Annotated in this window: 15 protein-coding genes and 1 other RNA gene; 11 read left to right on the top strand and 5 right to left on the bottom strand. The window is 72.7% G+C overall.

What is annotated here, in order from left to right:
- Positions 1 to 3: 3 nt before the first annotated feature.
- Complete coding sequence (gene prfB, locus OTB16_RS34830; protein WP_267726353.1) at positions 4 to 1,113, top strand: peptide chain release factor 2; 1,110 nt, start codon at positions 4 to 6, stop codon at positions 1,111 to 1,113.
- 136 nt (positions 1,114 to 1,249) lie between these two features.
- On the opposite strand, the gene OTB16_RS34825 is transcribed toward prfB, so the two are convergent.
- Positions 1,250 to 1,447: a hypothetical protein gene (locus OTB16_RS34825; RefSeq protein WP_267726351.1), complete on the bottom strand. Its 198-nt coding sequence runs from the start codon at positions 1,445 to 1,447 to the stop codon at positions 1,250 to 1,252.
- A gap of 231 nt (positions 1,448 to 1,678) precedes the next feature.
- Between OTB16_RS34825 and ftsE the strand changes: the two genes are divergently transcribed.
- The 5 genes from ftsE to ssrA all read left to right on the top strand — a co-directional run bounded on the left by ftsE (position 1,679) and on the right by ssrA (position 5,592).
- Complete coding sequence (ftsE, locus tag OTB16_RS34820; protein ID WP_267726349.1) at positions 1,679 to 2,368, top strand: cell division ATP-binding protein FtsE; 690 nt, start codon at positions 1,679 to 1,681, stop codon at positions 2,366 to 2,368.
- Positions 2,369 to 2,377: 9 nt separating this feature from the next.
- On the top strand, positions 2,378 to 3,346 hold the full coding sequence (gene ftsX / locus OTB16_RS34815) for a permease-like cell division protein FtsX (protein WP_267726347.1): 969 nt from the start codon (positions 2,378 to 2,380) through the stop codon (positions 3,344 to 3,346).
- Positions 3,347 to 3,413: 67 nt separating this feature from the next.
- Positions 3,414 to 4,616, top strand: a complete 1,203-nt coding sequence (locus OTB16_RS34810; protein ID WP_267726346.1) for a S41 family peptidase — start codon at positions 3,414 to 3,416, stop codon at positions 4,614 to 4,616.
- 18 nt (positions 4,617 to 4,634) lie between these two features.
- Entirely contained in the window at positions 4,635 to 5,120 is a 486-nt protein-coding gene (smpB, locus tag OTB16_RS34805) for an SsrA-binding protein SmpB (RefSeq protein ID WP_267726344.1), read from the top strand.
- An 83-nt stretch (positions 5,121 to 5,203) separates the two neighbouring features.
- Positions 5,204 to 5,592: a transfer-messenger RNA gene (ssrA, locus tag OTB16_RS34800) on the top strand.
- A 68-nt stretch (positions 5,593 to 5,660) separates the two neighbouring features.
- Here the strand turns inward: ssrA and OTB16_RS34795 are convergent.
- The 4 genes from OTB16_RS34795 to OTB16_RS34780 form a co-directional block, all read right to left on the bottom strand.
- Positions 5,661 to 5,918, bottom strand: coding sequence for a Txe/YoeB family addiction module toxin (locus tag OTB16_RS34795; RefSeq protein ID WP_267726342.1), 258 nt, complete (start codon positions 5,916 to 5,918; stop codon positions 5,661 to 5,663).
- On the bottom strand, positions 5,915 to 6,190 hold the full coding sequence (locus OTB16_RS34790) for a type II toxin-antitoxin system Phd/YefM family antitoxin (RefSeq protein ID WP_267726341.1): 276 nt from the start codon (positions 6,188 to 6,190) through the stop codon (positions 5,915 to 5,917). The genes OTB16_RS34795 and OTB16_RS34790 overlap by 4 nt, the downstream gene beginning before the upstream one ends.
- 154 nt (positions 6,191 to 6,344) lie before the next feature.
- Positions 6,345 to 7,568 (bottom strand): SH3 domain-containing protein, encoded by a 1,224-nt coding sequence (locus OTB16_RS34785; protein ID WP_267726339.1) that lies wholly within the window; start codon positions 7,566 to 7,568, stop codon positions 6,345 to 6,347.
- Between the two features lie 45 nt (positions 7,569 to 7,613).
- Entirely contained in the window at positions 7,614 to 8,939 is a 1,326-nt protein-coding gene (locus tag OTB16_RS34780; RefSeq protein WP_420717862.1) for an MFS transporter, read from the bottom strand.
- 273 nt (positions 8,940 to 9,212) lie between these two features.
- Here OTB16_RS34780 and OTB16_RS34775 point away from each other — a divergent pair, with 273 nt between their 5' ends.
- From OTB16_RS34775 to OTB16_RS34755, 5 genes are all read left to right on the top strand, one after another.
- Positions 9,213 to 10,226: a LysR family transcriptional regulator gene (locus OTB16_RS34775; RefSeq protein ID WP_267726335.1), complete on the top strand. Its 1,014-nt coding sequence runs from the start codon at positions 9,213 to 9,215 to the stop codon at positions 10,224 to 10,226.
- A gap of 54 nt (positions 10,227 to 10,280) precedes the next feature.
- A complete protein-coding gene (locus OTB16_RS34770) occupies positions 10,281 to 11,651 on the top strand; it encodes a nitrate/nitrite transporter (protein WP_267726333.1) in 1,371 nt (456 codons plus the stop codon).
- A gap of 135 nt (positions 11,652 to 11,786) precedes the next feature.
- Complete coding sequence (locus OTB16_RS34765) at positions 11,787 to 12,947, top strand: uroporphyrinogen-III synthase (RefSeq protein ID WP_267726331.1); 1,161 nt, start codon at positions 11,787 to 11,789, stop codon at positions 12,945 to 12,947.
- A 99-nt stretch (positions 12,948 to 13,046) separates the two neighbouring features.
- Positions 13,047 to 13,601: a GNAT family N-acetyltransferase gene (locus OTB16_RS34760; protein ID WP_267726329.1), complete on the top strand. Its 555-nt coding sequence runs from the start codon at positions 13,047 to 13,049 to the stop codon at positions 13,599 to 13,601.
- A 100-nt stretch (positions 13,602 to 13,701) separates the two neighbouring features.
- Entirely contained in the window at positions 13,702 to 14,358 is a 657-nt protein-coding gene (locus OTB16_RS34755) for a CGNR zinc finger domain-containing protein (RefSeq protein WP_267726327.1), read from the top strand.
- Positions 14,359 to 14,451 lie beyond the last annotated feature (93 nt).

Below are 14,451 nucleotides of genomic sequence, written 5' to 3'. Positions count from 1 at the left end.
CCCGTGGCAGTCGTCGATGTTTCCGAAGAGCTGAAGTCCCTCTCCTCGACCATGGGGTCGATCGAGGCCGTCCTGGACCTCGACAAGCTGAGGGCCGATATCGCCGTCCTCGAGGAGCAGGCCGCCGCGCCGTCCCTGTGGGACGACCCGGAGGCCGCCCAGAAGATCACGAGCAAGCTTTCGCACCTCCAGGCCGAGGTCCGCAAGACCGAGACCCTGCGCGGGCGCATCGATGACCTCGCGGTCCTCTTCGAGCTCGCCCAGGAGATGGACGACGCGGACACCCTCGTGGAGGCCGAGACCGAGCTGGTCTCCGTCCGCAAGGCGCTGGACGAGATGGAGGTCCGCACCCTGCTCTCCGGCGAGTACGCCGAGCGCGAGGCCCTGGTCAACATCCGCGCCGAGGCCGGCGGCGTCGACGCCTCCGACTTCGCCGAGCGCCTCCAGCGCATGTACCTGCGCTGGGCCGAGCGGCACGGCTACCCGACCGAGATCTACGAGACCTCCTACGCGGAGGAGGCCGGCATCAAGTCGACCACCTTCGTCGTCAAGGCCCCGTACGCCTACGGCACCCTCTCCGTCGAGCAGGGCACCCACCGCCTCGTGCGGATCTCGCCCTTCGACAACCAGGGCCGCCGCCAGACCTCCTTCGCGGGCGTCGAGGTGCTGCCGGTCGTCGAGTCCAGCGACCACGTCGAGATCGACGAGGGCGAACTGCGCGTCGACGTGTACCGCGCCTCCGGCCCCGGCGGCCAGGGCGTCAACACCACCGACTCGGCCGTGCGCATCACGCACCTCCCGACCGGCATCGTCGTCTCCTGCCAGAACGAGCGCTCGCAGATCCAGAACAAGGCCAGCGCCATGAACGTCCTCCAGGCCAAGCTCCTCGAGCGGCGCCGCCAGGAGGAGAAGGACAAGATGGACGCCCTGAAGGACGGCGGCAGCTCCTGGGGCAACCAGATGCGCTCCTACGTCCTGCACCCGTACCAGATGGTCAAGGACCTGCGGACGGAGTTCGAGGTCGGCAACCCGCAGGCCGTTCTCGACGGCGAGATCGACGGCTTCCTGGAGGCCGGAATCCGCTGGCGCAAGCAGCAGGAGCAGACCGCCTAGAGCAGTCGAGCAGTCCGGATCCGCGAGCCGTACGGGCTCCGGGACCGGAGAAGGGCCCGGACACCTTCAGGTGTCCGGGCCCTTCGTACTGCCGGGGGTGATCGGTACGCGGCGCGGCCGCGCCGGCGTCCGCCTCCTACGCGGTCTGCTGGACCACGAGGGCCAGCGCCGCCACGAGGACCACCATGAGCGCGATCAGCGTCACGGGGTTCAGGCCGGAGAAGGGGCCCTCGTGCTCCCGCTGGAGGCGCTCCCGGTTCGCCCGGCACACCGGGCAGCGGCCCTGGCTGACGGGTGCGGCACAGTTCGCGCACACGAGCCGGTCATATGTCATGCGCTCCTCCTCTCACCCTCGGTTCCGCTCGTACAACGGCGGCGGGAACCGGTCCGTTCCCCCTACCACTGTGCCAGCTTCCCCGACATTCGGCGCGGCCCCTCCGGACAGTCCCGGACGGGACCCCTCCGGACCCGGGGATAAAACGGGCAACTCCGGATGCCGGGTCCACACCCCGCGCCCGTTCGCGTATGGTCACGCACACCTACTCCCGGCGACCGTGGTGCATCCGTGATCCGATTCGACAGCGTTTCCAAGTCCTACCCGAAGCAGAACCGCCCCGCACTCAGAGATGTCTCCCTGGACATCGCGAAGGGCGAGTTCGTCTTCCTGGTCGGCTCCTCCGGCTCCGGCAAGTCCACCTTCCTGCGGCTGATCCTGCGCGAGGAGCGGGCGAGCCACGGCCAGGTGCACGTCCTCGGCAAGGACCTCGCCAAGCTCTCCAACTGGAAGGTCCCGCAGATGCGGCGCCAGCTGGGGACCGTCTTCCAGGACTTCCGGCTGCTGCCCAACAAGACGGTGGCCGAGAACGTCGCCTTCGCGCAGGAGGTCATCGGCAAGCCCCGGGGCGAGATCCGCAAGGCGGTCCCGCAGGTGCTGGAGCTGGTGGGCCTCGGCGGCAAGGAGCAGCGGATGCCCGGCGAGCTCTCCGGCGGCGAGCAGCAGCGCGTGGCCATCGCCCGCGCCTTCGTCAACCGCCCGGCCCTGCTGATCGCGGACGAGCCCACGGGCAACCTCGACCCGCAGACCTCCGTCGGCATCATGAAGCTGCTGGACCGGATCAACCGGACCGGCACCACCGTGATCATGGCGACGCACGACCAGCAGATCGTCGACCAGATGCGCAAGCGCGTCATCGAACTCGAACAGGGCCGTCTCGTACGCGACCAGTCGCGCGGCGTCTACGGCTACCAGCACTGAAAGGACGCCATGCGCGCCCAGTTCGTCATGTCGGAGATCGGCGTCGGCCTCCGTCGCAATCTCACCATGACCTTCGCGGTCATCATCTCCGTGGCCCTGTCGCTGGCCCTGTTCGGTGGCTCCCTGCTCATGCGCGAGCAGGTGAGCAAGATGAAGGGCTACTGGTACGACAAGGCCAACGTCACGATCTACCTGTGCAACAAGCAGGACGCGCAGGAGGCCAGTGAATCCAACACCAAGGCGGACGGCACGCCCACCCAGGCCGCGGGAGTCACCACCTGCCTCAAGGGCGCGGTGACGGCCGACCAGAAGAAGCAGATCGAGACCGAGCTCAAGCAGATGGACCTGGTCAAGTCCGTCGCGTACGAGTCGGCCGACGAGGCGTACAAGCACTACCAGGAGCAGTACGGGCACACCGCGCTCGCCTCCTCCATCACCCCGGACCAGATGCAGGAGTCCTTCCGGGTCAAGCTCAAGAACCCGGAGAAGTACAAGGTCGTCACCTCCGCCTTCGCCGGGCGGGACGGCATCCACACCGTCGACGACCAGCGCCAGGCCATCGACGTCCTCTTCAAGATCCTCAACTACGTCAACATCGCGGCCCTCGGCATCATGCTGATCATGCTGATCGTGGCCCTGCTGCTGATCGTCAACACGGTGCGCGTCTCCGCCTTCAGCCGGAGGCGGGAAACCGGGATCATGCGGCTGGTGGGCGCCTCCAGCTTCTACATCCAGGTCCCCTTCATCATGGAGGCCGCCGTCGCCGGTCTCATCGGCGCGGTCATCGCCTGCCTCATGCTCGTCTCCGGGCAGTACTTCGTGATCGACCACGGCTTCGAACTGCGGACCAAGATCCAGATCATTGACTTCATGGGCTGGAGCTCGGTGATCGCAAAGCTCCCGTACGTGCTGTTCATCGGCCTCCTGATGCCCTCGGTGGCCGCCTTCCTCGCATTGCGCAAGTACCTGAAGGTGTGACAAGCGCCCCGCGAGCTGTCCGGTCAACCATCCGTGCCGGCGCGGGGCTTGTCCTAGACTCGGCGCCATGCCGGCTCCGCCCGCCCTCTGTCTCCGGCCCCGCGACCTGCGTCGCGGGGCCGTCCTGACGTTGGCCTTCCTCGCGGCCGTCACCGCCGCCGCGGGCACCGGCTGCTGGGACCGCGCGGAGCCCGCCGCCCCGGCCGTCCGCGCGGCGGGCGCCACCGCCCCCGCACCCGCCCCGGATCCCGCCGCGACGCCCCGCGCGAGCGGCACCGCCGACCGGGAGGCCGTCGCCCGGGCCGCGGCCGAGGCCGTCGCCGAGGGCAAGTCCGGCAAGAAGGCCGCCCAGGAGGTGGTCAGCCGCAGCGGAGACCGCTGGGGCACCGTCTACGACCGGGGCGAGTACGCGGCCTTCGCCGAGGACCTCGACGGCCGCTGGACCGGCGTCGGGCTCTGGGCGGAACGCGTCCGCGACGGCCTGATCGAAGTCGACAAGGTCCAGCCCGACAGCCCCGCCGCCCGGGCCGGCCTGCGCGCCGGCGACCGGCTGCTGAGCGTCGACGGGCACGCCGTCACCGGCCTGGCCGTGAACGACGTGATCGCCCTGCTGCGCGGCGCGGCCGGCACCCCCGTCGTGCTGAACCTGAGCCGGGACGGCGCTGACCTCACCGAGACCGTCCGCCGCGAACAGCTGCGCGCCGACCCGGTGACCGTACGCCGGCTCCCCGGCGGGATCACCGTCATCAAGGTCGCCTCCTTCACCCGCGGCTCGGGCGAGCGGGTCAGGACCGCCGTCCGCGAGGCTCCGGCGGGCGCCGGGGTCATGCTCGACCTCCGCGGCAACCCGGGCGGGCTGGTCGCCGAGGCGGTGACGGCGGCCTCCGCCTTCCTGGACGGCGGGCTGGTGGCCACGTACGACGTACGGGGCGAGGAGCGCGCCCTGTACGCGGCCCCCGGCGGCGACACGGCCCGGCCGCTGGTGGCCTTGGTCGACGGCGGCACGATGAGCGCGGCCGAACTGCTGACGGGCGCTCTCCAGGACCGCGGCCGGGCGGTGGCCGTCGGCAGCCGGACCTTCGGCAAGGGCTCGGTGCAGATGCCGACCGCGCTCCCGGACGGTTCGGTGGCCGAGCTGACGGTGGGCACGTACCGCACCCCGGCGGGCCGCAGCCTCGACGGCGCCGGCATCACCCCGGACCTGGCGGCGGGCGACGGGGCCGAGGAACGGGCCGCCACGGTATTGGGTGGCCTCGGGGTGGGTCCGTAGTGCGAAAATGACCGCACTATGGCTAAGGAAAAAGGGCGCAAGCTGATCGCCCAGAACAAGAAGGCGCGCCACGACTACACGATCCTCGACACCTACGAGTGCGGTCTCGTGCTCACGGGAACCGAGGTCAAGTCCATGCGCCAGGGCCGGGCCTCGCTGGCCGACGGCTTCGTGACGATGGAGAGCAACGAGGCGTGGCTCTACAACGTCCACGTGCCGGAGTACAGCCAGGGCACCTGGACCAACCACAGCGCCCGGCGCAAGCGCAAGCTCCTCATGCACCGCGAGGAGATCGACAAGCTGGAGCGGAAGGCGCAGGAGTCGGGGCACACGATCGTGCCGCTGGCCCTCTACTTCAAGGACGGCCGGGCCAAGATCGAGATCGCGCTGGCGAAGGGCAAGAAGGAGTACGACAAGCGGCAGACGCTCCGCGAGAAGCAGGACACGCGCGAGACGAACCGGGCGGTCTCGGCCGTGCGGCGCAAACAGCGGGGCACGGTTTAACCTCCTGGCACGAGGTGGTCCACTTCGCGTAGGATGGCGTCAGCGCCTCCCGCTCGCGGTGGGGCACGTTGATAAAAAAACATGGGGATGATCGGTTTCGACAGCGGATGTCGATGCAGGGGAAGCGAGCCGAGGAAGCGGCAATGATCTCGCTAACCACATGTCGCAAACAATAATCGCCAACACCAAGAGCGATAACTCCCGCTTCACCCTCGCTGCCTAATAACAGTGAGCTGAAGCCTCTGTGAGGAGCGTCAGCCCGGAAGTGGTCCCGGTCCGGATCCTGGCGTCAATTAGGGATCTAAACCTCTAGCCCCGGTCACGGGGGTTGGAGGGAAATCAAACAGTGACTGAGCCCGTCGGAGACTTGTCCGTGTGATCTCCGGGGCTGAGAAAAGCGCAGCGGACTGCGCTCGGAGAAGCCCTGCTTCTGCACCGTTGGACGCGGGTTCGATTCCCGCCATCTCCACCACCCCATGTGAAAAGACCCCCTGACCTGCGAGAACTTCGCCAGGTCAGGGGGTTTTCTCGTGGTGCGGGTCAGTAGTGGTAACGCGCCTTGAGGATCTTCACTTCTTTGGCGTCCGCCCGGTACACGAGACGGTGCCCGTCGTCGATGCGGCGTGACCAGTAGCCCGACAGCTCGCCCTTCAGTGGCTCGGGCTTGCCGATCCCGCTGAAGGGGTCGCGTTGGATCTCACCAATCAGGCGGGTGATCCTGCGCGCTGTCTTGCGGTCCGAGCCGAGCCAGAACAGGAAGTCTTCCCAGGCGTCCGGGTCGAAGTGAACACTCCTCACTCCTCGCCTCCTGCCAGATCCCTAAGCTCGTCCATGGTCTTGGCGACCGTGGGTGCGCTCTCGCGGTCGCGGGCCACGGCTTCCATGAGCCTCCGGGCGTTGGCGGGCGAGCGAAGGAGGTAGACGGTTTCCTGCCACGCGTCGTAGTCGGCGGCGGACATGAGGACGGCGTCGCCGTTCTTGGAGGTGATGCGCACCGGATCGTGGTCGGTGTTGACGCGCTCGATCAGCGGAAAAAGCGTGGCTCGGGCTTCGCTGGCGCTTATGGACATCGCGGGCACCCCTCTCTGAGTTGTACGAGTTTACCGTACGAAACTTGTACCGCAAATACGTACCGTTCTTCCCGTGATGGCTCGCCCTGTAGAGGCGAAGGCCCCGCAGTCTCGGGGCTGCGGGGCCTTCGTCGGGGGGTGCGGCGGATGCCTGTCAGCAGACCGGCACCTTGTTGAGGTTCTTCGCGTAGCGGGCGGCGATCCAGCCGCGGCCGTCGGCGAGCTTGTACCAGATCGCGTTTCCGTCGACGGTCTGGCCGTTGACCTTGCACTGGACGGCGACGACGTCGCCGGTCAGGGCCTTGCCCTTCTTCGCGTACCCGGTGCCCGGGCCGGAGTGGATGCCGAGGCCCTTGCCGGGGGAGACGATGCGGGCCTTCGGCTGTGGGGTCTCGTGGTGGCCGCCGCACTTCTTGCAGGTGCCGGGCTGGCCGGGCTTGCCGGAGTCGCCCTTCGGTCCCTGGGGGCCCTGGGATCCCTGCGGGCCGCGGTCGCCCTTCGGGCCCTTCGGCCCCTGGGGGCCCTGCGTTCCGATCGGGCCGCGGTCGCCCTTGTCACCCTTGCCGCCCTTGGTGCCCTTGGTGCCCTTGGGGCCCTTGGGGCCGGCCGGCCCGCGGTCGCCGCGCGGGCCTCGGTCTCCGCGGTCGCCCTTGTCTCCCTTGTCGCCCTTGGGGCCGCCGGACGGGCCCTGCTCCCCGCGGGGTCCCTCGGGTCCCCGGGGGCCGACGGGGCCGGTCGCGCCGGTGTCGCCGCGGTCTCCCTGGTCGCCGCGGTCTCCGCGGTCGCCCTTTTCACCCTTCTCGCCCTTCTCCCCTTGGGGGCCGGGGCGGCCCGGCTTGCCGTGGTGGCCGGGCTTTCCTTCGTGGCCGGGCTCGCCGTCGTCGCCCTTCGGGCCGGTCACGGGGGTCGCGACGCCGAACAGCGCCGCCTCGCCGGTGCCGGTGGCCCACTCGCCGCCGCCCAGCGTGGTGCCCTCGGGGGCGTCCGTGTCCACCCGCAGCGCGACCCCCAGCTGCGTCCGCGCGTCGCGGGGGAAGGCGAAGCCGGCGCGGGTCCCGGCCTCGCAGGTCAGCAGCCGGGCGTCGGACGAGCGGGTGCACGGGGCGGCCGCGCGCTGCCCGTTCCAGTAGAAGCGGGCCTCCGGGAAGGTCGTACGGTCCGGGGCGGTGATGCGGAACGTGCCGCTGGTGACCGGCTCCGCACCGCTGACGGCCGCGATGACGACGCGGCCCGTCCGGCCCGGGGCGATCGAGGGCAGGTACGGCTGGGAGAACCGGAGGCCGGCCGAGTCGGCCAGGGCCGGGACGGCGGGCACCAGACAGGTCGCGGTGACGGCCGCGACGATCAGGGCAGCGGGGACGGAACGGGAAGAAGGCACGGGAAGTTCCTCCGCAAAGGGAAGGGCGCTGGGGAGACACCCCAGTTATGTCCGATCCCGGCCGGAAGCGGTGCGTACCACGCGGGAACGATCACTCGGCCGCCGCATGAATCCGCCCGCCGCGGCCGCCGGGAGGGCGAGCGCGGCCGCCGCCGCGGGCAGCAGGTAGGCCGTCGTGGTGCCGAAGTGGTCCACGAGCAGGCCGGCCGAGGCGGAGCCCGCGGCGATGCCCGTGAGGATGGCGGTGACCGCGAGGGTCATGCCCTCGTTGAGCCGGCCTTCCGGGATACGGGCGTGGACCTGGGACATCGCGGTGACCATCGTCGGGGCCGTGGCCATCCCGGCCAGCAGGAGCGCGCCGGCCAGGGCGGGCAGGGAGCCGGCGGCCGCCGCGGCCCAGGGGAGGGCCATCAGCGCGGCCATCGCGGACAGGCAGAACGGCAGGCCGCGGGGGCGCAGGGTGCCGTAGACCAGGCCGGCCGCGCAGGAGCCCGCCGCCTGGAGGGCCAGTACGGGCCCGGATGCGGCGCCCAGCCCGTGCGCGGCGAGGTGGGCGATCGAGGCGACCTCCATCGAGCCGAAGACCACGCCGGTGGCCAGGAAGACGGGCAGGAGCGGGCCCAGGGCGCGCAGCGGGGACGCGCCGCCCCGCGGCGCCGCCGACACCGGGGGTTCCGTGGCCCGCCGGGAGGTGAAGACCAGCATCCCGGCCAGGAGCAGCACCGCGGCCGTGAGGGTGCCCGCCTCGGGGAAGACGGCCGTGCACAGGACGGCCGCGAGGACCGGGCCGAGCATGAAGCACAGCTCGTCGGCGGCCTGTTCGAAGGACATCGCCGTGTGGTGCGCGGCCGGGGAGCCGCGCAGCAGGTGGGTCCAGCGGGCGCGGGACATGCCGCCGATGTTCGGGGTGGTGGCGGTCGCGGCGTACGAGGCGAAGAGGGTCCAGGCGGGGGCGTCGAGGCGGACGCAGACGACCAGGGAGAGGGAGCCCAGGACGGCGATCAGGGCCGCGGGGAGCGCGATCCGGGCCTGGCCGTGCCGGTCGACCAGCCGGGCCGTCCAGGGGGCGACCAGGGCCGTGGCGGCCAGGCCGGTGGCGGTGACGGCCCCGGCCAGGGCGTACGAGCCGCGCTGGCCGGCGATCATCATGACCGCGCTGACCCCGAACATGCCCATCGGGAGCCGGGCGAGCAGGTTCCCGGCGGTGAAGGCGCGGGTGCCGGGGAGGGCGAACAGCCGGCGGTACGGGCCCTGGGCACGGGCCCGCCGGACGGGGGCCGGGGCCCGTCCGGCGGCCCGGGCCGGAGCGGCGGCCGAGGCGGCGGGGGAGGTGGGGGCGGCGATGACGAGGGTGGAGCCGGTGACAGTCATCCGGACCGGACGGGCGCCGGACCCGGCGCCGGAGGCGGCCCGGGCGGACGCGGAAAAGCCGGGGGACGCGGTGCGGGCGGGCGGGGTACGGGCGGAGGCGGAGGCGGCCGGGGCGGGCGCGGTGCGGGCGGAGGCCGAGGCGGAGGCGGCCGGGGCGGAGGTGGTGCGGGCGGGCACGGTGGGCATGGTCACAGCCTCGGGCCCGGTCCTGGCCCGGGTCCAACACCTGTTCAGGGCCCATTCACGCTCCTGCGTTGTTAGTCTCCGGTGGTGATGCCCCGCGATGTGGAACCCCGGCTGCTGCGCGGCTTCGTCGCGTGCGCGGAGGAGCTGCACTTCACCCGCGCCGCCGCCCGCCTGTACGTCGCCCAGCAGGCCCTCAGCCGGGACGTCCGGCGCCTCGAACGGGACCTGGGCGCCGCCCTGTTCGTACGGACCACCCGGCAGGTGGAGCTGACCCCCGACGGGGAGCGGCTGCTGCCGCTGGCCCGCCGGGTGCTGCGCGCGCACGAGGAGCTCGCCGCCGCCTTCGGCGGGGGCGCCGAGCCGCGCGCGCTGCTGGTCGACGTGAACACCGACGGGCCCGGCACCGGCCGCACCGTCCTGGAGCGGGCCCGCGAACTCGCCCCCGACTGCGAGCTGATGGCCCGCTTCGAGAGCGGGCTGACCCATGCCGCCGCCGAGATCGCGGCCGGGCGGCTCGACGTCTCGTTCGGGTACGCCGACGGGCTCGGCCCGGCGCTGCGGGCCCGCCTCGAACGGTGCCCCGTACGGTACGAGCCGCTCGCCGTGCTGCTGCCCGAGGGCCACGCCCTGGCCGGGCGGGACGCCGTACCGCTGGACGGGCTGGCCGGGGAGTCCGTGTACGCCGGGGCCGGGAACCCGCGGACCCTGGAGTGGACGGGCCTGGCGCGCGAACTGTTCGCCGGCCGGGGCATCGAGGTCGCGCCGCCCGCGCCGGTCGCCATGGGTAAGGAGGAGTTCGGGCGGGTGATGGCCAAGACCGGCAATCCCGTGCTGGTCGCGGTGGACTTCCCCGACATGCCCGGCTGCGTGAAGCGGCCGCTGACCGGGCCGGTGCCGCTGTCGCCGCTGTCGATGGTGTGGCGCAAGGGCTTCGGCCACCCCGGCCTGGACGCCCTGCGCACCGCGGCCGCCGGACTGGCCGCCGAGCGCGGGTGGCTCGTACCGCCCGCAGGCAGCTGGGTCCCGGGCGGCTCACACCCGGCCCCGTCGGCGGGTGAGAGCAAGGTATCCCGGCGGTCATCGGGCGGGGACCGGGGCTGAAACGCGCCGTTCCTAACGTCGTCACCACGGACGCGACAGCTGTGGAGGCGTGTGATGACCGGTACGACCGCACCGCGCAAAGGGGGCCGCTGGATCGAGCGGTGGGACCCCGAGGACGAGGTCTTCTGGCGGGAGTCGGGGGAGCGGACCGCCCGCCGCAACCTCCTGTATTCCGTACTGTCCGAGCACATCGGCTTCTCCATCTGGTCCCTGTGGTCCGTGATGGTGCTCTTCATGGGCCCCGGATACGGCGTCGACCCCGCCGGGAAGTTCTTCCTCATCGCGACCGCGACCTTCGTCGGAGCCCTGGTCCGGGTGCCGTACACCTTCGCCGTCGCCCGGTTCGGCGGCCGGAACTGGACCGTCGTCAGCGCGCTGCTGCTGCTCGCGCCGACCGTGGCCGCGCTGGTGGTCATGGAGCCCGGGACCTCGTACGGCACGTTCCTGCTGGTGGCCGCCCTGACGGGGGTGGGCGGCGGAAACTTCGCCTCGTCGATGACGAACATCAACGCCTTCTTCCCGCTGCGCAAGAAGGGCTGGGCCCTCGGGCTGAACGCGGGCGGCGGCAACATCGGCGTCCCCGTGGTGCAGCTCGCGGCGCTGCTGGTGATCGCCACCGCCGGAGCCGGGCACCCGAGGCTGCTGCTCGCCGCCTACCTCCCGCTGATCGTGGTCGCGGCCGTACTGGCCCTGGTCCGGATGGACAACCTGGCACCCGTACGGAACGACACCGGCGCGGTGCGGGAGGCCGTGCGCGAGCCCCACACCTGGATCATGGCGTTCCTGTACGTCGGCACCTTCGGGTCCTTCATCGGCTACAGCTTCGCCTTCGGCCTGGTCCTCCAGACGCAGTTCGGCCGGACCCCCCTCCAGGCCGCCTCGCTGACCTTCGTGGGGCCGCTCCTCGGTTCGCTGGTCCGGCCGGTGGGCGGGGCGCTCGCCGACCGCTTCGGCGGGGCGCGGATCACGCTCGGCACCTTCGTGGCCATGGCGGCGGCGACCGGGGTCGTGATCCTCGCCTCGGTGCGGGAGTCGCTGGCGGTGTTCCTGGTCGGGTTCGTCGCGCTGTTCGTCCTCAGCGGGCTCGGCAACGGCTCGACGTACAAGATGATCCCGGGCATCTTCCAGGCCAAGGCGCTGGCCCGGGGCATGGACGGGGAGGGCGCGGCGGCGTACGGGCGGCGGCTGTCGGGGGCCTCCATGGGGCTGATCGGCGCGGTCGGGGCGCTCGGCGGACTCGGCATCAACCTGGTGTTCCGGCAGGCGTTCACCACCTCCGGATCCGGGACGGCCGCCTTCGTGACCTTCCTCGGCTTCTACGCGCTGTGCTGCGCGGTGACCTGGGCGGTATACCTTCGCCGGCCGGCCTCGGTGATCGTCCCGGAGCCGGGTGCGGCGGCGAAACCGCAGCTCACCTCGGTGTAACGGCGGTTAACGGCCGCGAAATACGGTGGAACCGAGCCTGACACGCCGTGCGTGCAGGCTCGGTTCCGCGCCCGCGCCCGCTTCCCCCACCGCTCCCCGCGGCGCGATACCGACCCACTGGGCAAGGCAGGTCACATGTACGAGCACAGGCAGCACACCGGTCCGGGTCCCCTCTCGGGCTTCACCGTCGGGGTGACCGCCGCCCGGCGCGCCGACGAGCTGATCGCCCTGCTGCGCCGCCGCGGGGCCGCCGTCCTGCACGCGCCCGCGCTGCGGATCGTGCCGCTGGCCGACGACAGCGAGCTGCTCGCCGCCACGAAGGAGCTGCTGGGCCGCGCGCCCGACGTGGTGGTCGCCACCACCGCCATCGGGTTCCGCGGCTGGATCGAGGCCGCCGACGGGTGGGGGATCGGCGAGGAGCTGCTGGAGCGGCTGCGCCGGACGGAACTGCTCGCGCGCGGGCCGAAGGTGAAGGGCGCCGTCCGGGCCGCCGGGCTCGTGGAGACCTGGTCGCCGGAGTCGGAGTCGCTGGCCGAGGTGCTGGAGCGGCTGCTGTCGGCGGGCGTGGCCGGCCGGCGGATCGCGCTCCAGCTGCACGGCGAGCCGCTGCCGGGCTTCGTGGAGGCGCTGCGGGCCGGTGGCGCCGAAGTCGTCGTCGTCCCGGTGTACCGGTGGATGGCGCCGCAGGACCTCGCGCCGCTGGACCGGCTGCTCGACGCGGTGGCCGCCGGCGCGGTGGACGCGGTCAGCTTCACCTCGGCGCCCGCGGCGGCCTCCCTGCTGACCCGGGCCGCGGAGCGGGGCGTACGGGAACCCGTGCTCGCGGCGCTGCGGGGCCCGGTGCTCTCCGCGTGCGTGGGGCCGGTCACCGCGCTGCCGCTCCAGGCGCACGGGGTGGACACGGTGCATCCGGAGCGCTTCCGGCTGGGCCCCCTGGTGCAGCTGCTCTGCCAGGAACTGCCGGGCCGGGCCCGGGTCCTGCCGGTGGCCGGGCACCGCCTGGAGGTGCGCGGGCACGCGGTGCTGCTGGACGCGGAGCTGCGGCCCGTACAACCGGCCGGGATGGCGCTGCTGCGGGCGCTCGCGCGGCGGCCGGGCTGGGTGGTGTCGCGGGCGGACCTGCTGCGGGCGCTGCCGGGGGCGGGGAGCGACGAGCACGCCGTGGAGACGGCGATGGCCCGCCTCAGGGTGGCGCTGGGCTCGCCGAAGCTGATCCAGACGGTGGTCAAGCGCGGGTACCGGCTGGCGCTGGACGCGGGCGGGGACCTCAAGTACGCGGACGTGCGCCCGGGATGACGCCCGACCCCTCCGGGGCTCCGGCCGGGCCCGGTCCGCGGGTCTGGGCACGGTCCGCGGGTCTGGGCACGGTCCGCGGGCGTCGGCTAGCGTGCCGGGATGATCATTGACGGAGTGGAGATGAGGGGGCTGGAGCCCGGGGACGCGGCCGGGCTCGCCGACGCGATGGTCCGCAACCGGGCGTATCTGGCCCCCACCGAGCCGTACCGGACCGCCGCCTTCTACACGGAGGCCGGACAGCTCGCCCGCATCGAGGAGGAGCTGGCCCTCCGGGACGCGGGCCGGTCCGTCCCGTACGTGTACGTCGAGGCGGCCACGGGCGCCCCCGTCGGGGCGATCACGCTCCGGTCCATCGTCCTGGGGCCGCTGTGCAGCGGAGGCATCGGCTACTGGGTGGACCAGGCGTGGAACGGCCGGGGCCTGGCCACCGCCGGCCTGGAGGAGGTCTGCCGGGCCGCCCGCGACGAGGTGGGGCTGCACCGGGTCGAGGCCGGGACCCTCGTCGGCAACCTGGCCTCGCAGCGGGTCCTGGCGAAGGCCGGCTTCGTGCAGTACGGGCTCGCTCCGCGCTACCTCCACATCAACGGCGCCTGGCGCGACCACCGCCTGTTCCAGCGGCTGCTGCACGAGGACCCGCCGCCGCCGGCCGGCTGAACCGGTCCGGGCCGCCCGGGGGCTTCCGCCGTGCGCCGCCCGCGGGCACTCTGGGAGGAGCGACGGCGGCCGGGCCGCGGCGGGCGAGGCGGTGACGGGCATGTGGTTCGACTCCGGGAGGCTCTGCCTCGACCTGGTGGCCACGTGCGCCCCCCACGAGGGGCTCGCGGACGGCGACGACCTGCGGTTGTGGCTCGCCGGGGCCGGCCTCGTGCCCGACCGGACGCCGCTCGCCCGGGTGGGGCCCGACTGGGTGGCCGCCTTCCGCGCCCTGCGCGGCGACGTGGAGGTCCTCGTACGGGCGGAGCCCGCCGCGGCGGGCGCGCCGCCCACCGCCCCGGCGCCGCCCACCGCCCCGGCGCCGCCCACCGCCCCGGCGCAGGCCACCGCCCCGGCGCAGGCCACCGCCCCGCCCCCCGGAACGGCGCAGGCCCTCGCCCGGGTCAACGCGCTGGCCGCCGGACCACCCCCGGGCCTGTGCGCGGTACGGGACCAGGAAGGGCACCTCGTACGGGAGTTGTGCGGGGGCGTCGGATGCGGCGCGCTGCTCGCCGCCGTCGCCCGGGACGCCGTCGAGCTGCTGACCGACCCCGGCGACCTGGCGCTGCTGCGGACCTGCGAGGGCGACGGCTGCACCCGGGTCTACCTGGACACTTCCCGCGGCCACCGGCGCCGCTGGTGTTCCAGCGAGCTGTGCGGCAACCGCGAGCGCGTCGCCCGGCACCGTCGGCGGGTCCTGGCGGCCGGGCCGCGGTAGGCCGCGTACCAGCCCGCGAGACCGGTTCCGGAACGGGCATGCGGACAGGCCGCGGATTCGCGTACGGTTGACGGTCGCCCATGCACATCAGAA

The sequence above is a fragment of the Streptomyces antarcticus genome, from assembly GCF_026627255.1.
GTDB classification, from domain to species: Bacteria; Actinomycetota; Actinomycetes; order Streptomycetales; family Streptomycetaceae; genus Streptomyces; species Streptomyces antarcticus.
This window is presented reverse-complemented; position numbering and strand designations above follow the sequence as displayed.